We start from the raw sequence: 21264 nt of genomic DNA, 5'->3' as shown, positions 1-21264 counted from the left end.
GCACACATGCGACTGCGCACCGACGACGACATCTACCGGGCCCGGCTGGTTTACCTCGGACCGCCCGGCTACACCCTTCCCGTCCATCTGCCGTACGCCCAGTACGGCCTGTTCATGCTGCTCGTGCCCCTCTACATGTTCATCCACTGGCTGTTCACGCTGCAGGTCGAGCTCTTCCCCGCCTGGGAGATCGCCCTCGCCATCGTGACCACCTCGTTCATCTTCCGGTACGTCGACCCGGACCGGCCGGCGCGGATGGTCATCCGCACGGCGCTGACCGACTGGCGACGCACCCGGGAGCCGGCCGCCGAGCAACGCGACCCCCGCCTGGTCGGCAGCCGGATCAGGATCCGGGAGGAGCTGGCATGACCGGGAGCACGCCTATCGGGCAGTCGAACCACGCGGGTGAGGCGGTCGCATGAGTCGCTCTTCCACGCCGGGTTTCCCGGCCGGACGCCACGACACCCCGCACGGTAACCGTGCGCGGTCGCTCGACTACCCCCAGCAGGAGCTGCCGGACGAGGAGGCGTACGACCCCGCCCTGGCCACCGGCGCCCGAAACGGCGGCGTCGGCGTCTTCCAGGCACCCCGTCCGGCCGGCGGCCGGAACACTTCGCCGGTCGAACCGGCGACCCCGATGCTGGCCGGAGACGGCACGGACATCGACTCGCCCTTCCTCGACCTCTTCGGCGGCGCCGGCCCGGCGACCCGACCGGCACCCCGACCGGCCGCTCTCCCCGCGCCACCGCCGCACCGCCCCACCGGCCGGGAACACCCGCCGATCCCGCACCAGCCGGTCGCACCACCCGCGCCCACCATCGGGGCGGCGCCGCCGGCACCCGCGATCGAGACGGCATCCCCGGCCGGTCAGCCGGGCCGTACCCGCGTCCCGCACCAGCCGGGCGACCGGCTTCCGGCGGTCCGTCCGACGACCGAGGTCGGGACGCCGGCCGACCGTCCGGTGGATACTCCGCCGCAGCGGTCACCACGGCGCGCGCCCAACGAACCCGTCGGCGAACCGCTCACCGCTCGCGAGGCCGCCGAGCGGGTCCGCCGCGAGGCCACCGAACGGGCCCGCCGCCAGGCCACCGAACGGGCCCGCCGCCAGGCTGCCGACCGGGCGGCGCGCCAGCCCGCCGGCCCGGTCCGGCCCGCGCCCCTCGCGCCGACGCCCCCCACGCCCGCGGCACCGATGTGGCCGGAGGAGGCTGAGTCGATCCGGGACTCGGCGGAGCCTGCCGCCCCGGCCGCCACCGAGATCGGCCACCCCGAGACCGGGATCGGCCGGCGCGAGCTGACCGAGGCGATCCCGCAGGCACCGGCGGAGCGGACCTCCCGGGAGCTGGCGCCGCCGCGCCAGCGCGCCGCGAGCCGACGCGACACCCCGGCCAAACCCGTCCGGGTACGCCCACCGAAGATCAGATTCGGGGACCGGGATCCGTCGATCGACCTGGCGATCACCGAGATCGCCGGGCATCTGACCTTCACCCCCAACACCGTCACCGCCTGGTACTGGCTGCCCGAGGTGCGCTGGGCGTTCCGCCCCGACGCCGAACGGGAGGCGCTGCTCTCTGCCATCTCCGAGCAGTACGCCGGCCTGGCCGGTTTCCGCCTGCACCTGCGCCGCACCACCCGGCCCTTCCCGGCCGACGAGTGGGCCCGCACCATCGACGCCCACACCACCTCGCCGCTACCCGACGTCCCGGGCACCGCCGGCTGGGCCGACCACCTGGTGGCCGCCCAACGACACCTGATGTCGGTCAACCACGCCGAAGGGCAGACCTACCTGGGCGTCACCTTCGCCCGCCGGTCGCTCGGCGACTCGCTCACCGAGCGGCTGCTGCGGGTTCTCGGCCGGGGCACCGCCGACGGCGAACGCCGCAAGCTGGGCCGCACCGTCGAGCAGTTCGACGAGGTCCTCGGCGCGTTCGGGATGCGCGGGCGTCGGGTCACCGCACAGGAGCTCGAATGGCTGCTCTACCGCTCCGTCGCGCTCTGCATGGCGCCACCCGGGACGCTCTCCCCGATCACCAACGGCCGGTGGGAACGGGGCGACCTGCTGGCCCTCACCGAACAGGTCGAGCGCTACCGCACCCCCTACGGCTCGACGCTGAAGCTGGTCAACCGGATGACCGGCGAGGAGCGGCACGTCGCCGTGCTCGCCGTCGGCCGGATGGAGCCGCTGGAAATCCCCGAGCGGCACGAGCCCTGGCTGCACTTCCACGAACGGCTGCCGTGGCCGATGGAGATCTCCACCCGGGTGGACATCCTCGGCCCCAACGACTCGTTCCGTAACCTCGAACACCGGCTGCGGATGATCCGCTCCCAGCAGCTCGACTACGCCGAGCACGGCATCGACGCGCCGCCGGAGCTGGAACGGCTCGCCAAGCGCGCCCTGGTCATCGGCGACGAGATGACCACCGGCCTGCCGGTGGACTCCGCCCGTGCCCACGGCTGGCACCGGATCGCGGTCGGCGGGCGGTCCAGGGAGGAGTGCCTGGAACGCGCTCGTCGGCTCATCCAGCTCTACTCCCGGGAGCTGCGCGTCTCGCTCCAGCACCCGAAGAACCAGGACTGGCTGGCCCGCGAGTTCATCCCCGGCGAGCCGATCGCCAACACCGGGTACGTCCGCCGAATGCCGGTCAACCTGCTCGCTGCGGCGCTGCCACAGGCCGCGTCCACCGTGGGCGACCGCCGCGGTGACCTGATCGGTCGGACCGCCGGCACCTGCCGCCGGCCGGTCTTCCTCGACCTGCACTTCCCGATGGAGGTGCGGGAACGCTCCGGCCTCGCGGTGTTCGTCGCCGAACCGGGCGGCGGCAAGTCGACCCTGCTCGGCGCGCTCGGCTACCTGGCGGTCCGCCGGGGGGTGCAGGTGACCCTGCTCGACCCGTCCGGTCCGCTGGCCCGGCTCTGCGCCATGCCGGAGCTACGGCCGTACTCGCGGGTGCTGAACCTGACCGGTTCCGAACCCGGGACACTGGCGCCGTACTCGCTGATTCCGACGCCGCTGCGCAGCGAGTTCGGCAGTGGGGCGGCGGGCGACCGGGAGTTCGAGATCGCGATCTCCAACGCCCGTGCCGAGCGCCGGATGCTGGTGCAGGACATCTGCATGATGCTGGTGCCACCGCAGGTGGCCCGCGAGGCGTCCACCGCCACGCTGTTCCGGCACGCAGTACGCCAGGTGCCTGCGGAGGAGACCTCCACCCTGGACGACGTCGTCGCCTGCCTGCAGGGAACGGACGACGACGCCGGGCGAGAGCTGGCCAACCTGCTGCTGGACACCGCCGAGATGCCGCTGGCGATGCTCTTCTTCGGCCGCCCGCCGGAAGGTCTGCTCGGCGCCGACGCCGCGCTCACCGTGATCACCATGGCCGGCCTACGGCTACCCGACCTCAAGATCGAACGCGAGTACTGGTCGGCCGAGGAGGCGCTCGCGCTGCCGATGCTGCACACCGCGCACCGGCTCGCCGTCCGCCGCTGCTACGGCGGCTCGATGTCGTCACGCAAGCTGGTCGGCCTGGACGAGGCGCATTTCATGGAAGGCTGGCGCTCCGGGCGGTCATTCCTGGTCCGCCTGGCCCGTGACTCCCGTAAGTGGAACCTCGCCGCTCTGGTCGCGTCACAGAACCCGAAGGACATTCTCGGCCTCGACGTGCAGAACCTCGTCTCCACCGTCTTCGTCGGCCGGATCGCCGAAGACACCGAGATCGCCTCCGAGGCGCTGCGGCTGCTCCGGGTGCCCGTCGACGACGGGTACGAGGCGACCCTCGCCTCCCTCTCCGCCGTCGACGCCGCCTCGGCAGCCCGGCTCGGCTTCCGCGAGTTCGTCATGCGCGACGTAGACGGGCGCGTGCAGAAGATCCGCGTCGACGTGTCGTACGTGGATGGGCTGCTGGAACACCTGGACACCACTCCCGCCACGGTCGCCCAGGCGGCCGGGCAACTGCCGACCGTCCTGGCTGATCTGGAGGCGTGACATGGCGAGGGCCCGGGCACAGATCACGGCGCTCCTCCTCGCACTCGGCGTACTCGCCGGTGCCACGATCGCCTGGCCGGTGCTCGGTGCGACACCGGCGGTCGCCGCCCCGGCCCAGGCAAGGGCGGAGCTGTGCAGCACGAAGGAGTGGCAGGCCGACTTCCGCACCTGCGTACTCAAACTCCAAGAGGTCAGCGAGGACCAGGTGAAATGCCGTAACGCACCGGTCCCCTCGGCACCCGACTCAGGGCTGGCCGGCTGGTTCGCCTCCCGGCCCGAGTCATCCAAATTTCCTGGACCAAAGGGCCTGTACAGCGACTACGGCTATGCCGGCTACAGCTTCAACACCTACGACCTCGACGAGGGCTGCGCCTCTACCATTCTGCATCCGGACTACAAGTTCACAACCACAGTGGCCAATGGAGAGTTCATGGTTGCTACCGCGATCGTGGGCGCCTCCAACGCCCTACGCGAGCGGGCGTGGGACCCGCGCGCGATGTGGAACTGGGCCGATCCGCTGGTGGAGAAGGCCACCAAGGCCGTCTATCAAAAGGTGTTCAGCGTCTTCGGGATCGTCACGCTCTGCGTCGTCGGCCTGTACCTGCTTTGGCGCTCCCGCCAGTCGGACATGAGCAACGCGATGACCACCGCTGGTTGGGCCCTACTGGTGATGGTAGCGGTGACGGCGTTGGCCGCATGGCCGGTCAAGTCCGCGAACATCGCCGACGGAACCCTCATCACCTCACTGGGGGTAGTCCATGAGGCTGTCGGACCCGCCGCCCGCGACACCCCTGCCGATCAGTGTGATGACCCTAATCCGGAAGCGTGCGAGGACAATCGCCCCCCTGCGGTCCGTGCCAGCGATACAGCTGCCGAGTCGATGCTCTATCGAAACTGGTTGCGGGGTGTACTCGGATCGGCGGACAGTGAAACCGCTAAGAAGTACGGGCCGGCGCTCTACGATGCCAAGTCACTGTCCTGGGAGGAAACACAAAAACTCCGGCAAAACCCGGAGACCCGCCCGGCGACGATCAAAGCCAAGCAGCAGCAATGGGCACGCGTCGCCGAGCAGATCAGCAGAGAGGACGAGGAGGCTTACGAATACCTTAAGGGAACCCGGGATATGGATCGGATCGGTTCCGGCTTCATCGCAGTACTGGCCGCCCTCCTCTTCGCGATGTTCGACCTGACCGCGTCCTTGCTGGTGCTGCTCGGCTTCCTGATCTTCCGGTGGGCTGTCATCGCCGCACCGATCCTCGGCACCATCGGCCTGCTGCGACCGGCCAGTGCCGGCCTGCGTCGACTCGGCAACGCCGTTGTCGCCGCCGTTTTCAACATCGCCATATTCGGGACCGGCGCGGCGATCTACCTCTTCGCCGTCGACCTGATCATGAGCACGCCGACCCTGCCGGGTTGGCTCCAGGTGGTGCTCGTCTGGCTCTGTGGCGTGGTGGGCTGGCTGCTGCTGCGCCCGTACCGGCGGATCACACAGCTTGGCGGCAAAGACAGCAGCGAGGCGGTCAGCTCCGCCGGCTCGTGGCACCGCCGCTTCTTCCGGGACATGCGGGTCGCCGCTCGGCTCGACGTGTCCGAGCCGGGTGGCACGGCCGAGCCTGCTCTCGCCCGTCGGCGCGGCCTGGCCCTCGAACCCGCCACCCTGCGCCCCGAGGCCCGAGGTGAGGACCCGTCCCACTCGTCAACGAGCAGCGAGCTCCGGGAGCGCCCGGACGGTCGGGAGCGCGCCGACGAGACAGACCAAAAGGAGCAAGGTGCGCTTGGAAAGACACCGGCTCCCCGTCCCCGCCGCCAGCCGGCCATCTGGACCGAGCCGGACGTGCCGGAGGAGTCGCCCTCCTTCGTGGTCTACCGGCCTGGCTCCGCAGAGCGGGCGCCGGCGCCCAAGCCGGCGCCTAGGGTGCGCACCGAGGCCCGGTGACAGCGATGCGGCGGGCGCTCGAATCCCTGTTCACCCGAGTCCTCCGGTCCCGGTTGGGCGTCGCGATCACGATCGCCGTGCTGGTGTTCGCGGTGATTGGGTCCGCCCGAATGGTCGCCGGTCCCGCTGATCCCACGAGTGGACTGAGCAGTCTCCCTAGCCAGCCCATCACTACGGTCAACCCAGAGGAAGGCGACGACGGGGTTATCGCTAGCCCTGTGGCGCAGTCGCCGAAAACCTTGCCCGGCGAGTTGACTCCGGAGCAGATTGCGAGCAGGTTCACCACAGCGTGGCTCGGCGGCCCCGCCAGCACTGCGGAGAAGTGGCAAGCCAGCCTGCGCCCGTTGTCGACACCGGAGCTGATTGACAAGCTGAATGGCGCTGATCCCGCCAGCGTGCCGCCGGAGAAGGTCATTGGGCCGGTAACGCTTCGTCCCCGGACGGAAGCTTTCGCGGAGGTTTTCGTGCCGCTGGTGAGCGGCCGGCTCCGGCTTGAACTGGTCGCGCCGAACGGGCGCTGGTTGGTAGACGCGGTGGACTGGGAGCGGACATGAACACCGAACCATCGGGGGTGGAACAGCCGCCCCGTCCCCGACTCCGCATCGGCGCACTGGTCACCGCGCTGACCGCGACCTTCACCCTGCTCTGCTGCGGCGGCGGCAGCGCTGCCTTCTTCCTCACGAATCTCGGCGGAGAACCGGAGACACTCGTCTCGAACGAGATTACCTGCCAGCAGGACCACAAGGTCAACATGACCGGGGACATGCCCCGCATGCCGCAGTATGGCGACAGCCAGCTCCGCAACGCCGCGATCATCATCAAGGTCGGTCAGGAAATGAAGGTTTCGCCTCGCGGCTGGGTGATTGCAATCGCAACCGCCATGCAGGAGTCCGGTCTGCGCAACCTCGCCAACAGCACGGTGGTGGGTTCCCGTGACATACCCAACGAGGGCGTGGGTCGTGACCACGACTCGGTCGGCCTGTTTCAGCAGCGGGCCGGCTGGGGCAGCGTCGCACAACGAATGACGCCCGAGTACGCGGCCCGCAAGTTCTACGAAAAGTTGGTGAAGGTCGACAACTGGCAGCAACTGTCGCTGACCCGGGCGGCGCAGAAGGTACAGATCAGCGCCTACCCGGACGCCTACGCCAAACACGAGGAAATCGCGAGCCGGATAGTCAACGTCCTCGCCGGTGGTGCGGCCCGCACCGTCCAGATCGGGAACAGGTCGATCTGCGACCAGGCGTCGGCCGAGACGGTCGCCGCGTCGGGCTGGACGGCGCCGATCCCGGGTGGAGTGGGATCCGGCTTCCGCACCGCGAGCCGGCCGCGGCACAACGGTGTGGACATTGCCGCCCGCAGGGGCACACCCATTCACGCCGCCGCCACCGGGCGGGTGCTGGTGGCCCGCTGCGATCCCGACCGCAACGGCCGCCGAGACTGCGACGTTGACGGATCGCCAGGAAAGGGTGGGTGCGGGTGGTTCGTCGACATCCTGCACGCCGGCCGCTACATCACCCGCTACTGCCACATGGTGGCGAAACCACTGGTGGTTCCCGGCCAGGAGGTAAAGGCCGGCGAACTCATCGGGCGAGTGGGCAGCAGTGGAAACTCCTCCGGGCCCCACCTGCACTTCGAGGTGCACCGGGACGGTGACCGGTCCTCGCTGGGTGCCATCGATCCGGTGCCCTTCATGCGGCAGAAGGGGGCGGCCCTGGGCAGCTCGTCGGCGAGGATTGCCCGACGATGAACGGTCCGCTGCCGGATCCCTTCGCCGGGCAGCCGGACTGGGCGCCCCTGCCACCCCGTCCTGTCGAGATCGTGCCCGCAACCGGCCGGGTGGAGCTGCGCGGTCGGCGGGTGCTGGTCGGGCTGCCCGGTCTGGGCTGGCGCGGCGACCTCCGGGCCGACGAGCGGGTGGTACAGGGAAGCCGAACCTACGTCCCGGTCATCCCGGAACACGAGTGGTACCGCGCCGAGTCGGACCAGGTCGAGGTCTTCGCCCCGCTGGTGCCCGTCGAACGCGTGTGGGTGGAGACGGTCGGCAGCCGCCCTTCGCTGCAGACGTTCCACCCGGAGTCCAGCACCCGGCTGGTCTCTCTCGACGGGCCCACCCATCGGTCACCCACGCCCGTGTTCGAGGCCGACTCCGTCAGTGGTCGCCGGGTGGTGCACGTGGAAAGCGGGGTCGAGCATCGGGACCTGCGCGCGGTGACGGAAACCTACTCCGGCGCCGACGGTGATATCTCCGTCCGGGTCACGCCGGAGCTGGAGTGGTACCGCTGGGCTTGGCGCGGCCAGCCGCCGACCACACTGGAGGTGCCGGTGCACCTGCTGTGGATTGAGTAGTGGCTTCAGAGAATTTCTCGGGCTCCGCAGACCTTCCATTGGCCGTCACGTTCGACCACGTCGAACATCCAGTCTTCACGACGGCTGCTACGTGGTTGTCCATCTGACGAGCCTGCAATCGTCAAGGTGGTGCTCACGATCTCCCCATCGGCCGTCACCGACCTGCCCAATGGTCCCCAAGTGACACGTACAACCACATCGAAGTTCGCTTCTCGCTGTTCTACCTCGAAACGTAAGGCTTCCATGGCACCTAAATCAGTGGAACCTTCACACACCAACTGATCGGCTCGGACGTCGTTTCGGTTGACGAGGAACTCGCGCAGGTAGTTGTCCACCACCACGTCCGGCGCGCTCCGGTCGGGTGCCGTTGCGCGGTCGTACAGCACGTAGCCGACCGCCGCTCCGCTGACGCAGAGCAGCGCCAATACCCCCGCAACCACGCTGAGGACGGTGCGTGCCCGCCACCGCTTCGGGGGCTGCGGCGCCGGGGCGGTGGCAGGGGGTGCCAGCTGCTCCGGAGGGGTCCGCTGCGCCGGTACGCGGGAGACCTGGGAACCGGCGGGGGGCTGCACTGATTCCACCCCCTGAGGCTATCGGCTGACTGCCTCGTACCCAATGCCCCAGATCCTGCGGATGGTGACAGGACGACCCCGGGACGTGAGAGAGCTCCGCACCTTTGCGACAAGCCCGGCGCAGCGCCGCGCAGCTTCCCCGGTGTACGACCCCGCCTGGGATACGGTCTGCTTTCGGGGAGGTTTCCAGCCTCGGAAAGAGGGGTGGACACGGTGGCCGGTCCGAAGGGTCGCACGAACCGTGCCGCGGCCCTGCACCGGCGGGCAGCCGCCACGGCCGCCGCTGCGGCCCACGTGCTCGACGAAACCCGCCCCGCCCCGGCCGACCAGCTCCGACAGTACAAGTTGGCGGAGCGGCTGCGGACCGCTGCGGCACGACTGGCCCCGGGCTGGGCCGGCGCCGGGCTGGAGTCGCTTTCGCCGGATACTCCGGCCGGCGAGGAGAATCCGCCCTTCGTCCGGGTTGGCACGGCCGCCCCGTTGGACGACGCCCGCTTCCCGGCCCTGGTGCCGCTGCTCGGCACCGGTCACCTCACGCTCGACGTCAACGCTCGGGAGTCCCGGGCGGCGGGACTGCTCCGGGCCGTGCTGCTGCGGTTGCTGGCGGCGACGCCGCCCGGCTGTCTGCTGGTCCGGGCGGTGGACGGGGTGGGCGGGGGCGACACGTTCACGCCCTTCGCGGCCCTCGCCGACGCCGGGCTGCTGTCGCCGCCCGCGGTGGACGTTGCCGGCCTGCGCGCGGTGCTCGGTGAGGCCGAGCAGTGGGTCTCCCCCGGCACCGGCCGTCCCCGCCGGCACGACCGAACGATGCTGCTCATCGTCGCCGGGTTCCCGGAGCACACCACCACCGACGACCTGGCCCGGGTCGAGGCACTGGCCGGGGCTGACCGGCAGGCCGGGCTGCACCTGCTGGTCGCCGGCTGGCCGGTGGCCGGCCGGCCACCGCTGCCGCGGGCCACCCGGCTGGCGATGCGCACCGCGTACGCGCTGCTGGGCGATCCACCGGACAGTCCGTTCAGCGGGCCGGGCGCCGAGTCCGGCGGCGGGCTGAACTCTCCGGTGTTCGTGGACGAGGACCCGGGGGCGGAGCTGATCGAGACGGTCTGCCGGCGGTTGGCCGAGCAGATCGAGGCCGGCTCCCGGTTGGGTCTGACCGAGCTGCTGCCGGCGGAGGCGGGGCCGCTCTGGCAAACGTCTTCCACGGCGGGGCTGTCCACCACCGTCGGCGATGCCGGTGGCCGCCCGGTGACTGTCGGTTTCACCGAACTCACCCCCCACTGGCTGGTCAGTGGCCGCTCCGACGCGGGCCGCGCCGCATTCCTCACCACCGCGTTGCTCGGTCTCGCCGCCCGGTACGGCCCGGACGAGTTGGTCCTGTACCTGGTGGACCTCGGTGACAACGAGTCCTTCGTGGAGTTCCTTCAGACCGAGCGGGACCGGAGCTGGATACCGCAGGTCCGGGCGGCGGCGATGGCCGCCGACCCGGAGTACGTCCGGGAGCTCTTCGACCAGTTGACCGCGGAGGCCCACCAGCGGGAGGAGGCGGCTGTCCGGGCCGGCGGGCAGCGGTTCGCCGAGTTGCGCGAGCACCAGTCCCTGCCGCGTGTCGTCTGTGTGATCGACAATTTTCCGTTACTGCTGGCCGATCGGGATCCGGTCGCCGCCGAGGTGTTGGCCCGGTTGGGCGTGCTGGCCCGCGCCGGGCGGGCGTACGGTGTCCACCTGGTCCTGTCCGGGGCCGGTGATCTGGGCATCGGGGCTGGCGTCGCGCCTCGCGACTCGGTGCTGGGGCAGTTTCCAGTCCGGGTGGCGCTCTCCGGCGGCGGCCCGGTGCTGATGCCGACCAACGACTCGGCTGCCGGGCTGGCGGTGGGCAGCGCGGTGGTGAACACCGCAGGCGGCCTGGGTGGGCCGCGTGGCGCGACCCGGGGTCATGAACGGCTGGTGCGGTACCCGGATCCGCACGACGACCCGGGGACCGTTGAGCGGCTGCGGCACCGGCTCTTCACGGCCCGTCCGGCGGGCGCGGCCCCTCCGGTGGTCTTCGCCGGTTGGGCCCGGCCGCTGCTGAGCAACGATCCCCGGATGCGAGCTGCCCTGGCGGGGCGGGCCGGCGGTCCGGTGGCACTGCTCGGCCGGGCGGTGGACGTGGCCCGGACCACGGTCGCCGTGCCGCTGGGACCGGTGGCGGGGCGGAATCTGGCCGTCCTTGGTCCGGGGGCGGAGGCGGCCGGAATGTTGATGACCGCCGTCCGGAGCACGGCTGCGCACCACGAGCCGGGCAGCGCCCGGTTCGTTCTCGCGCCGCTGGCCGACGGCTCCGCCTCGCTGGCGGCCGGTTTGGCGGCCGAGCTGTCGGAGCGGCACCGGGTGGAGACGGTGGACGGTCCGGGGTTGTCGGCCGCGATGGACGAGGGTGGGTCGGCGTACCTGGTGGTGTTCGGAGCGGACCTGATCAGCTCGGCGGACCTGCCGGTCGAACGGCTGCGCGCGCTGCTGCGGGACGGTCCACCGGCGGGGACGCACCTGTTGGGGTGGTGGCGTACGGTGCCGCCGTTCGCGGCGCTGCTGGAGCCGGAGGGTGCCGTGGACAAGCTGGCGGCCGTCGTGGTCGTGGACGTGCCGGGAACCATGCTGGGCGGGGTCTTCGGCCGCCCGGTCGAGTGGCATCCCCGCTCTGGCCGGGCGGTGCTCTTCGACGGCCCGGGTGAGCGGGGCGTTGTGCTGGTGCCTTTCGCCACCGACGGGCAGGGGCGGTCGTGAGCGGCGTAGCGGAGCCCACGGGACCGCACGCGGGTGGGGTGGGCGTCGACGAGGTGGCCCCGGTGCCGGCGGTCCGGCAACGCACCGGTGACGAGCCGGTCGGAGCGGTCGCTGACCCGTGGACGGAGTACCTGGCCGCCGCCCGCCAGCTCGACGGGGTGCGCCGCGCCGCGGCAACCGCCGCGGTGGAGCAGGCCCGGGCGGTGGAGGCGGCGCGGGAGGAGTTGGTCCGGGTGCACGCCCGGTTGGCACCGCAGCAGGCCCGGCTGCGTGAGTTGGGCGTACCACCGATCTCGCTGACCCCGACGCCGCCGGAGCTGACCGAGGCGGCCCGGTCGATGGTGGGTGGCCCGGCGGCGGTGCTGGCGGCGCTGCGGGTGGCCCGGAGCTGGGCGGACGCCGCGGACGCGACGCTGGCGACGCGGGGGCCGCTCCGCCCGTCGGCGTGGCCGCCACGGCTGCGCAACCTGCTGGTGTACGGCCCACTGGCCCTGCTGGTGCCGCTGGCGCAGCTGGCGGCCTTCGTGGTGGCGGGGACGGGCGCGGTGAGCATCGCGGCGCTGGCCCTCGGGTTGCCGATGCCGGCGGTCGCGTTCGCCGCCGGATGGGTCGCGGTGGGGCGGGTCTTCCCTGCCGGCACAGGCGAGCGGCTGGACCGCACACCACGGCTGGGGGCGTCGACCTGCCTGGTGCCGGCGGTGACGGTCGCCGCCGGGATCATGCTGGCGATGTTCCGGGGCTGATCCGCCGGAACGTGCCGGCAGCAGCGTCGGTCGGGCGCCCCGCACCGGCCGCGCTGCGGCCGGGCCGGAACGCGGCGGCCGGCGGCGGGGTCAGCGAGGGATGATCAGTGCCATCGCCTCGGCCCGTGACTTCGCGTCGTGCTGCAGGGTGCCCCGCACCGCCGAGGTGATGGTCTTCGCGCCGCTCTTCTGGATGCCGCGCATCGCCATGCACATGTGTTCGCAGTCGAGCACCACGACGACGCCGCGCGGTGCCAGCTTGTTCATCAGCAGGTCGGCGATCTGCGAGGTGAGCCGCTCCTGCACCTGCGGGCGGCGGGCGAAGACCTCGACCAGCCGGGCCAGCTTGGACAGGCCGGTGATCCGGCCGTCCGGGCCGGGGATGTAGCCGATGTGGGCGCTGCCGCGGAATGGCAGCAGGTGGTGCTCGCAGAGGCTCATCACGTCGATGTCCCGGACGAGCACAAGCTCCTCGTGGTTGGCCTCGAAGGTGGTGCTGAGCACCTGGGCCGGGTCGACCCGCAGGCCGGCGAAGAGTTCGGCGTACGCCCGAGCGACCCGGGCCGGGGTCTGCCGGAGCCCGTCACGGTCGGGGTCCTCGCCGACGGCGATGAGGATCTCCCGGACCGCCTTCTCGATCCGACCGAGGTCCATGGCGTCCTCGATGGGGCGGCCGGTGAGCCTGCCGCTGATCAGTCGGGCGGCGACGTAGTCGAGCGCCTCGTCACCGTCGGGTTCGGTGGACGAGGCGGCCAGCCCCGAAGGGTCGGGGCTGGCCGCGGCGTGAGTGCTCAGTGCGAACCGTCCGAGTTGTTCGAGGCGCCGCCGACGGTTGCGCCGTCGGCCTGGGCCTGCGCCTTGAGCTTCTCCTTCTCACCGGGGGTGAGGACCGGCGGCTCTGTGGAGGGCTGACGCTTGCCGAAGCCGTTGTAGGGGGCCATCGGCGGACGCTTGACCACCCGGGCGCAGATCCGGGCCATGTCGGCGGTGGAGAGAGTTTCCTTCTCCATCAGCTCCAGGACCATGTCGTCGAGGACGTCCCGGTACTCCACCAGGATCTCCCATGCCTCGTCGTGGGCCAGCTCGATCAGGGCGCGCATCTCGCCGTCGATTTCGGCGGCCACCACGTCGGAGTAGTCCCGCTCGTGGCCCATGTTGCGGCCGAGGAACGGCTCGTCGCCGCTCGTGCCGTACTTGATGGCGCCAAGCTTGGAGCTCATGCCGTACTGCGTGATCATCGCGCGGGCAAGCTGGGTGGCCTTCTCGATGTCGTTGCCGGCACCGGTGGTCGGCTCGTGGAAGACGAGTTCCTCAGCGGCGCGGCCGCCCAGCGCGTACGCCAGGGTGTCGATCATCTCGGCGCGGGTCTGGGTGTACTTGTCCTCGGTGGGCAGGACCAGGGTGTGGCCGAGCGAACGGCCCCGGGACAGGATCGTCACCTTGTGTACCGGCGCGGCGTGCGGCAACGCCCAGGCGACCAGCGCGTGCCCACCCTCGTGGTACGCGGTGATCTTCTTCTCCTGGTCGCTCATCACCCGGGTCCGGCGCTGCGGGCCGGCGATCACCCGGTCGATCGACTCCTCCAGCGAGTCGTTGGTGATCGCCCGCTGTTCCTTGCGGGCGGTGAGCAGCGCGGCCTCGTTGATCACGTTGGCCAGGTCGGCGCCGCTAAAGCCCGGGGTACGCCGGGCCACCGAGTCGAGGTCGACGTCGGGCGCGAACGGCTTGCCCTTGGCGTGCACCCGCAGGATCGCCTTGCGGCCCTCCATGTCGGGGGCGTCCACGGGGATCTGCCGGTCGAAGCGGCCGGGGCGCAGCAGCGCCGGGTCGAGGATGTCCGGCCGGTTGGTGGCGGCGATCAGGATGACGCCGCCCTTGGTGTCGAAGCCGTCCATCTCGACGAGCAGCTGGTTGAGTGTCTGCTCACGTTCGTCGTGACCGCCGCCCATGCCGGCCCCGCGGTGCCGGCCGACCGCGTCGATCTCGTCGACGAAGACGATCGCCGGGGCGTTCGCCTTGGCCTGCTCGAAGAGGTCGCGGACCCGACTGGCGCCGACACCGACGAACATCTCGACGAAGTCGGAGCCGGAGATCGAGTAGAACGGCACCCCGGCCTCGCCGGCGACCGCGCGGGCCAGCAGCGTCTTACCGGTGCCGGGCGGGCCGAACAGCAGCACACCCTTCGGGATCTTGGCACCCAGGGCCTGGTATTTCGCCGGGTTCTGCAGGAAGTCCTTGATCTCGTGCAGCTCCTCGACGGCCTCCTCGGCCCCGGCCACGTCGGCGAAGGTCGTCTTCGGCGTGTCCTTGGTGATCATCTTGGCCTTGGACTTGCCGAAGTTGAGCACCCGGGAGCCGCCGCCCTGCATCTGCGACATGAAGAAGATCAGCAGAAGCACCAGCAGGGCGATCGGAAGCAGGTTGACCAGCAGACTCACCCAGATGCTGTCCGATGACACCTCGACGTCGGCCGGGCCGGTGACCCGGTTGGCCGCCTTGGCCTCGAGGACCTCGTTCCAGATCTCGTCGCCGACCTCGTACGGGAACTGGGCCTCGATCCGGTCGGTGGTGGTGTCGCCGAACTTGGTCTTCTGGGCCAGGTCGAGCCGAAGCGTCTGCTCCTTGTCCTGGAAGACAACCTTGTTGATCTTGGCGGTGTGAAGCTGGTCGAGCGCAACGGAAGTGTCCACCCGGTGGTAGCTGGGACCAGCGGTGAACAGCTGACTGAGCACAACGGCGCCGAGGATGACCAGGATGATCCAGACCACCGGTCGGCGGAAGAAACGCGTACGTTCCATACTGTTGTCGGGCGCCAGGGCGCCCGCATCCTCCTGATCGACATCCTGACCGTCTGAATGGTGTCGCCGCCGTCGGCGGCGTCGAGCCGCCGTGCGGGCCGGCCTCGACCCCGCGCCGCGCGAACTGCCGCGCCGCGGTCATTCGACGGTACACCGTTCGTGCCAGATGCGAGCTTGTGAGCCCGGCACTTACGCGGAGGGCGAACCGAAGTTTCAGCCGGCGTGACGGGAAGCTGCGGACCGGCCCGCCGCCCGCCCGGTCACGCGGGTCGAGGGGCCGGACGCGGAGTCGCCCCCACATCACCGCCACCTACCGTAGTCGGATTCACTGAGAGCCCGCTGAACGTCCGCCGGACGGACGCTGATCCGGGGCGCTCCGACCCGGGCCGGGCCGACCCGGCGTCGCACAGCCGGCCACCGGGCTTCAGGCCCGGGCGTAGACCTCGGGCTTGAGCACGCCGACGTAGGGCAGCTCACGGTACCGCTCGCCGAAGTCGAGGCCGTAGCCGACCACGAACTCGGTCGGGATGTCGAAGCCGACGTACTTCACCGGGACGGTGACCTTCACCGCCTCCGGCTTGCGGAACAGGGCGACCACCTCGACGCTGGCCGCCGAACGGGACTCCAGGTAGCGCAGCAACCAGGAGAGCGTGAGGCCGGAGTCGACGATGTCCTCGACCACGACCACGTGCCGGCCGGCGATGTCCCGGTCCAGGTCCTTGAGGATGCGGACCACGCCGGAGGTGGTGGTGCCCTGGCCGTACGAGGAGACGGCCATGAACTCCAGCTCGGCCGGCGGGCCGTGCCGGCCCAGCGCGCGGGCGAAGTCGGCCATGAACATGACCGCGCCCTTGAGCACGCAGACGAGCAGGAGTCCGTCCTCGACGCCGGCGTAGTCCGCCGAGACCTGCTTGGCCAGTTCCGCGGTCTTCTCGCGGATCTGGGCCTCGGAGATGATCACGTGATCGATGTCGGCGTCGTACCAGGAGCCGTCAGCCATGACTCCTAGCCTGCCGTACGCCGACCGCCCCCCGTCGGCGGGGCCGCCCCTTTCGGAGCGTTCTCGCCGGGACATCGCCGACAAGAAGGACCAACCCCATCAACTGGCACGAGAGCTCCAGCGACGCCCCTGGTCGGTCGACTTCCAGTCGGCCGAGTCGCGACTGTCGGCGGTGAGCCCGGCGGCCGAGGCTGCGCCCAGGCCGACGAGGAAGAGCATCAGCAGTAGGAACTCCATGGCGGCGCTCACTTTCGTGTTGTTGCTGATGAATTCGCCGCCGGTGCGCACCGGACTGACACCAGTCTCCGCCAGGCCCCGAGGGCCCAACAGCGGCAGGAATGCCACTGCGCCTCGATTTTCTGCCATGGGTCGGGTTACCCTCGTCACATGCTCCGTTCGGTCGCCGTCGTCGCCCTCGACCGGGTCGCCCCCTTCGAGCTCGGCGTGCTCGCCGAGGTCTTCGGCACCGATCGCACCGCCGACGGTTTTCCCGGCTACCGGTTCTCCGTCTGCACCGCCGACGGTGGCCCCGTCCGCACCTCCTCGGGCTTCGGCCTCACCCCGCACGCCGACCTCGCCCCGGTCGACGACGCCGACCTGGTCGCCGTCCCCGCCCACGCCCATGGCGGCGAGATCCCGCCGCACGTGCTGGACGCGCTGCGCCGGGCCGCCCAGCGCGGGGCGTACCTGCTCAGCGTGTGCTCGGGTGCGTTCGTCCTCGGGGCCGCCGGGCTGCTCGACGGTCGGGAGTGCACCACCCACTGGCGGTACGTCGACGAGTTGCAGGCCCGCCATCCGCTTGCCCGGGTCCGGTGCAACTCGCTCTACGTCGCCGACGGGCCGGTGCTCACCAGCGCCGGCACGGCCGCCGGCATCGACGCCTGCCTGCACCTCGTACGCCAAGAGCACGGATCGGCCACCGCCACCCGGCTGGCCCGGCGGATGGTCGTCCCGCCGCACCGCGACGGCGGGCAGGCCCAATATGTCGAGGCGCCGATCCCGGCCACTCCCGAGGCGCCCACTCTGGAGCCGGTGCTGCGCTGGCTGATCGGGCACCTCGACTGGCCCACCACGGTAAACGAGCTGGCCGAGCGGGCCGGCATGGCACCGCGCACGTTCGCCCGCCGGTTTCGGGCCGAGACCGGGACCACGCCGCACGACTGGCTCACCAGCCAGCGGGTGCTGCTGGCCCGGCGGCTGCTGGAGGAGACCCGACTGCCGGTGGAGGAGGTCGCCGACCGGGCCGGCTTCGGCGATGCCGCCGCCCTGCGACACCACTTCGCCCGCCGCGTCGGCACCACACCCCAGGCATACCGCGCCACCTTCCGCGACCGCCTCGAACCCGCCGTCTGATGATCTACGCCCCGCCCACCGCAGCAGATCCCCACCACCATCGAGGACGCGGGCGGCCGATGGATGACCCGGTCGCGGGTCGTCCGACAGCAGCCGAGTACGCACCGGAGCGGCGGGAGTCGGGCCGCGTGGATGCCGAAGCCGGCCGGTGAGCGGGAGGCGGGGAGCGGCGGGAGACGGGCCGCGTGGACGGGCCGGGTTCAGTCGACGGGTCGCAGGCGGCCGTCCCGGCGGGCGACACGCAACCCTCCAGGCAGCGACGTCGCGCCCTGCCCGTGCCAGTCGGTGACCAGTGCGTCCAGCGCGGCGACGTGCCGGTGGGAGAGCGCGGCGGGCGGCGCGCCCAGTTCCCGCGCCCAGGCGTGCAGCACCCGGGTACGCACCGCCACGGGGAGCGCTGCCAGCGCGCCCGCCGAGAGCGCACTTGCCCCGGCCCGCGCCTCGGTGAGCGCGGCGGCGGCCAGCTCGTCCAGGGCGGCGGTGTCCGCGGCGACCAACCGGGCGGTGCGGGCCAGGTTGTCCAGCACCCCCTCGCCGAGCGCGCCGACCAGCACCGGCAGCACGTCCGCGCGGACCCGGGCCCGGGCGTACGACGGGTCGGCGTTGTGCGGGTCCTCCCAAGGCGTCAGGCCGAGCGCGGCGCACGCCGTACGGGTCTGCCCCCGGGTGACGTCGAGCAGCGGGCGCAGCAGCGGCACCCCGTCCAGGTCGCGGCGGGGCGGCATCCCGGCCAGACCGCGCGGCCCGGCGCCCCGGGCCAGCGCGAGCAGCACCGTCTCTGCCTGGTCGTCGCGGGTGTGCCCGAGCAGCAGCGCGGCGGCCCGGTGCCGTCGGGCAGCGGCGGTCAGCGCCTCGTAACGGGCGTCGCGTGCGGCCGCCTCGGGACCGCCGGGCCGCCCGGCCACGGTCACCGCGACCGCCTCCACCGGGTCGAGCCCGGCCCCGACCGCCCAGCGGGCCACGGCGGCGGCGCGCCCGGCCGACCCGGCCTGCAACCCGTGGTCGACGGTGACCAGCCCGGCGGGGCGGCCCGCCCGGGGCGCGACGAAGGCGACGGCGGCGGCGAGGGCGAGCGAGTCGGCCCCGCCCGAGCAGGCAACCAGGACCGGCCCGTCGCCCGGCAGCCCGGTCAGCGCGCGGCGGACCGCGGCCCGGACCGCGGCGACCGGCGGAGCGAGGGCGGCCACGGCCGTACGCTCAGCCGGCGGCCGGGGTGGCGCCGGCCGGCCCGTGCACCCGGGCCACCCAGGCGTCCGGGTCACCCAGCTCGTCGAGGCGGGGCAGGGTCAGCGGGGAGCCGAAGATCTTGTTGAAGCCAGCCATACCGACCCGGTCGACGACCCCGTGCACGAACTTGCGGCCCTCGGCGTACTGGCGCATCTTGACGTCCACGCCGAGGAGCCGGCGGATCGCCTTCTCCAGCGGGTTGCCGGCCTCCCGGCGGCGGTTGAACGCCGCGCGGATCTGCTCGACACTGGGGATGACCTGCGGGCCGACGCCGTCCATGACGAACTCGGCGTGCCCCTCCAGCAGGGTCATCAGGGCGGTGAGCCGGTCCAGCACGGCCCGCTGCGCCGGGGTCTGCACGATGTCGAGGACGCTGGTGCGGCTCTCTGGATCCTTCACGGTGTCGGCGAGCGTGCTCACGCCCCGGCGCAGCCGTTCCAGCAGGTGCTCGCTGCCCTGCGAGGCGTCCACGAACGCCTGCACCTCGCCCAGGAAGTACGCCCGCATCCACGGCACGGCGGTGAACTGGGTGCGGTGGGTGACCTCGTGCAGGCAGACCCAGAGCCGGAAGTCACGCGGGTCAGCCCCCAGCTTCCGCTCGATTTCGACGATGTTGGGCGCGACCAGCAGCAGCTGCCCGGGGTCGGCGGCGAAGACCTCGTACTGGCCGAGGACCCGGCCGGAGAGGTACGCCAGCACCGTGCCGGCCTGCACCCCGGTCACCCGGGAACCGACCGCCTCGGTGAGCGGGCCGGGTTGCTTGTCACCGGAGAGCCGGCTGACCAGCGGGGTGATCACCTCCCGCAGTCCGGCGATGTTGGTCGCCGCCCAGTCGCGCCGGTCCACCACGCGCACCGGCGGATGGGACACCTGCGAGCGCAGTTTCGTGTAGTCGGCGACGTGCCCCGCCGCCTCGTCGGTGAGCCGCCGCAGGTCGCCGACCGCCTCGGCGGCCTCCGCGTACGACACGCGCGGGCCCGACTTGCCCAGCGCCCCCGCGGTCGCGGCGGCCAGATCCCAGTCCACGAACTGCGCCATGCACCCACCGTACCCGCGCCGGAACACCCCAGGCGGGGCGCGCGACCTGGCGCCACCCTCCGCCGGGCGCGAACCACATGCGTACTCAGGTCGGTGGTGCCCCGCGACACCCAACCTCGGCCGACCGCCTGGCGCGGCACCCCGGTGGCCCGCGTCCGGGCCGTGCCCGACACCGGCGGGTCAGCGGCAGCCGCAGTTCGCCAGGGCGCCGGTTATGCGGTCGAGTGCCTGCCGGGTGCTGTCCGTGTCGCCGACCGCCCGGTCGGTGAGCACGGCGAAGCTGATCAGCCGGCCCTCGGCGGTGGTGACCAGCCCGGCGATGGAGTGCACGCCGGTCAGGGTGCCGGTCTTGGCCCGCACCGCACCCGCTCCGGCCTTCGTCGCCGCCACCCGGTACCGGCCGCCGAGGGTGCCGGACCAGGCGGCGACGGGCAGGCCCCCGAAGATCGCGGCGAGCTCGGGGCGCTGGCCGTTGCCGGCGAGAGCGATCAGGTCGGTCAGCAGGGAGGGGCTGATCCGGTTCGTCCGGGACAGGCCGCTGGCGTCGGCGAGGCTGATCTCGTCGGCCGGTAGCCCCAGCTCGGCGACCACCGCGTCCATCGACGCCGCCCCGCCGGCGAACGAGGCCGGCTGGTCGCGGGCCAGCGCCACCTGCCGGGCCAGCGCCTCGGCGACCACGTTGTCGCTGTCGCTGATCATGATGTCGACCAGCCGGATCATCGGCAGCGACTCAATCTTTCCCAGCTCGGTGCCGGGCGCTGGTGCGGCACCGGTGGACCCGCCGGCCTCCGCCGGGGCCTTCCCCTTCTCCACCCGGGCGCCGTCGCCGAGCCCGAGCAGCCGGGCGAACGCGCGCCCGGCGGCGAGGTCCGGCTGGGCGAAGCGCGCCGCCGCACCGTTCGTGTCGTCGAAGGTCCGCCGGGCGGTCGCCGGGTCACGTCGCGCACCGTCGGTCATCAGCGCGGTGATCGACGCGCCGTACCCGCCGGTCGGGATGTCGGCGTCCCAGCCGGGGCCGTGCACCGGCCCGGGGAAGAGCGTGGAGTCCACCGTCACCCTGGCCGGAGCGGTCCCGCCGAGCGCCTGCTTCACCTGCTTGGCCAGGGTGTCGAGGCGGGCCGCGCCGGGATAGAAGCCGTCGCCGTCGACCGCCAGGGTGGGGTCGCCGCCGCCGACCAGGACCACCTCGCCGGGGGTCGCCCCGGCGACCGCCCGGGTGGGGATGCGGTAGCCGGGACCACGGGCCGCCAGCACGGTCACCCCGGTGACGAGCTTGGTCACCGAGGCGGGCACGGTGCCGTCGTCGCCGCCCCTGGCGTAGAGGGGCTGCCCGGTGGTCACGTCGACCACCGACACGTTCACCCGGCTGCCGAGCGCGGCCTGCCCGAGCAGCGGGTCGATCGCGGCGCGTACCCCGTCGGGGGTGGGCTGCGGGGCGTTGGCGTCCGGGCCGGCGAGCACCGGCGACGGGTCCGGCTCGGGCGTCCGGGGGGCCGTCGGGGCGGGAGC

At 72.0% G+C, this 21264-nt stretch carries 17 protein-coding genes; 9 read left to right on the top strand and 8 right to left on the bottom strand.

Features of this window, described 5'->3' with window-relative positions; all coding sequences use genetic code 11:
- The first annotated feature begins 6 nt into the window (after positions 1-6).
- The 6 genes from E1193_RS12150 to E1193_RS12125 are packed head-to-tail and all read left to right on the top strand — an operon-like array spanning position 7 to position 8261.
- Positions 7-369 carry a hypothetical protein gene (locus tag E1193_RS12150; RefSeq protein ID WP_088976442.1) on the top strand — a complete coding sequence of 121 codons (363 nt, stop codon included), beginning with the start codon at positions 7-9 and terminating at the stop codon, positions 367-369.
- Between the two features lie 49 nt (positions 370-418).
- Positions 419-3979: an ATP-binding protein gene (locus tag E1193_RS12145; RefSeq protein ID WP_132183233.1), complete on the top strand. Its 3561-nt coding sequence runs from the start codon at positions 419-421 to the stop codon at positions 3977-3979.
- Position 3980: 1 nt separating this feature from the next.
- Complete coding sequence (locus E1193_RS12140) at positions 3981-5915, top strand: MFS transporter (RefSeq protein ID WP_132183231.1); 1935 nt, start codon at positions 3981-3983, stop codon at positions 5913-5915.
- Positions 5912-6469 carry a hypothetical protein gene (locus E1193_RS12135; RefSeq protein WP_132183230.1) on the top strand — a complete coding sequence of 186 codons (558 nt, stop codon included), beginning with the start codon at positions 5912-5914 and terminating at the stop codon, positions 6467-6469. Before E1193_RS12140 ends, E1193_RS12135 begins: the two co-directional genes overlap by 4 nt.
- Positions 6466-7662 (top strand): M23 family metallopeptidase, encoded by a 1197-nt coding sequence (locus E1193_RS12130; protein WP_132183228.1) that lies wholly within the window; start codon positions 6466-6468, stop codon positions 7660-7662. The genes E1193_RS12135 and E1193_RS12130 overlap by 4 nt, the downstream gene beginning before the upstream one ends.
- The gene (locus E1193_RS12125; protein ID WP_132183226.1) at positions 7659-8261 is read left to right on the top strand and encodes a hypothetical protein; all 603 of its coding nucleotides are present in this window, start codon (positions 7659-7661) and stop codon (positions 8259-8261) included. Before E1193_RS12130 ends, E1193_RS12125 begins: the two co-directional genes overlap by 4 nt.
- Before the next feature lie 5 nt (positions 8262-8266).
- On the opposite strand, the gene E1193_RS12120 is transcribed toward E1193_RS12125, so the two are convergent.
- Positions 8267-8833 carry a hypothetical protein gene (locus E1193_RS12120; protein WP_132183257.1) on the bottom strand — a complete coding sequence of 189 codons (567 nt, stop codon included), beginning with the start codon at positions 8831-8833 and terminating at the stop codon, positions 8267-8269.
- A gap of 204 nt (positions 8834-9037) precedes the next feature.
- Here E1193_RS12120 and E1193_RS12115 point away from each other — a divergent pair, with 204 nt between their 5' ends.
- Positions 9038-11596: an FtsK/SpoIIIE domain-containing protein gene (locus tag E1193_RS12115; RefSeq protein ID WP_132183224.1), complete on the top strand. Its 2559-nt coding sequence runs from the start codon at positions 9038-9040 to the stop codon at positions 11594-11596.
- Between the two features lie 62 nt (positions 11597-11658).
- Positions 11659-12339 carry a hypothetical protein gene (locus tag E1193_RS12110; RefSeq protein WP_243707541.1) on the top strand — a complete coding sequence of 227 codons (681 nt, stop codon included), beginning with the start codon at positions 11659-11661 and terminating at the stop codon, positions 12337-12339.
- 90 nt (positions 12340-12429) lie between these two features.
- Here E1193_RS12110 and folE read toward each other — a convergent pair whose 3' ends face one another.
- From folE to E1193_RS12090, 4 genes are all read right to left on the bottom strand, one after another.
- The gene (gene folE / locus E1193_RS12105; protein WP_132183222.1) at positions 12430-13095 is read right to left on the bottom strand and encodes a GTP cyclohydrolase I FolE; all 666 of its coding nucleotides are present in this window, start codon (positions 13093-13095) and stop codon (positions 12430-12432) included.
- A 35-nt stretch (positions 13096-13130) separates the two neighbouring features.
- A complete protein-coding gene (gene ftsH / locus E1193_RS12100; protein ID WP_132183220.1) occupies positions 13131-15137 on the bottom strand; it encodes an ATP-dependent zinc metalloprotease FtsH in 2007 nt (668 codons plus the stop codon).
- A gap of 424 nt (positions 15138-15561) precedes the next feature.
- Entirely contained in the window at positions 15562-16137 is a 576-nt protein-coding gene (hpt, locus tag E1193_RS12095) for a hypoxanthine phosphoribosyltransferase (RefSeq protein ID WP_132183218.1), read from the bottom strand.
- 99 nt (positions 16138-16236) lie between these two features.
- Positions 16237-16482 carry a hypothetical protein gene (locus E1193_RS12090; protein WP_165945718.1) on the bottom strand — a complete coding sequence of 82 codons (246 nt, stop codon included), beginning with the start codon at positions 16480-16482 and terminating at the stop codon, positions 16237-16239.
- A gap of 42 nt (positions 16483-16524) precedes the next feature.
- Between E1193_RS12090 and E1193_RS12085 the strand changes: the two genes are divergently transcribed.
- On the top strand, positions 16525-17490 hold the full coding sequence (locus tag E1193_RS12085; protein WP_132183214.1) for a helix-turn-helix domain-containing protein: 966 nt from the start codon (positions 16525-16527) through the stop codon (positions 17488-17490).
- Positions 17491-17690: 200 nt separating this feature from the next.
- On the opposite strand, the gene tilS is transcribed toward E1193_RS12085, so the two are convergent.
- The 3 genes from tilS to dacB form a co-directional block, all read right to left on the bottom strand.
- A complete protein-coding gene (tilS, locus tag E1193_RS12080) occupies positions 17691-18677 on the bottom strand; it encodes a tRNA lysidine(34) synthetase TilS (RefSeq protein ID WP_132183212.1) in 987 nt (328 codons plus the stop codon).
- Between the two features lie 10 nt (positions 18678-18687).
- Positions 18688-19755 (bottom strand): zinc-dependent metalloprotease, encoded by a 1068-nt coding sequence (locus E1193_RS12075; protein WP_132183210.1) that lies wholly within the window; start codon positions 19753-19755, stop codon positions 18688-18690.
- 180 nt (positions 19756-19935) lie between these two features.
- Positions 19936-21264: D-alanyl-D-alanine carboxypeptidase/D-alanyl-D-alanine-endopeptidase (dacB, locus tag E1193_RS12070; RefSeq protein WP_132183208.1), on the bottom strand; the 1329-nt coding region annotated here is incomplete at its 5' end.

The sequence above is a fragment of the Micromonospora sp. KC606 genome (assembly GCF_004348675.1).
In the GTDB taxonomy this organism is placed as follows: Bacteria; Actinomycetota; Actinomycetes; order Mycobacteriales; family Micromonosporaceae; genus Micromonospora.
Note: the sequence above shows the minus strand (reverse complement) of the source record. Positions and strands in the feature narration are given on the sequence as shown.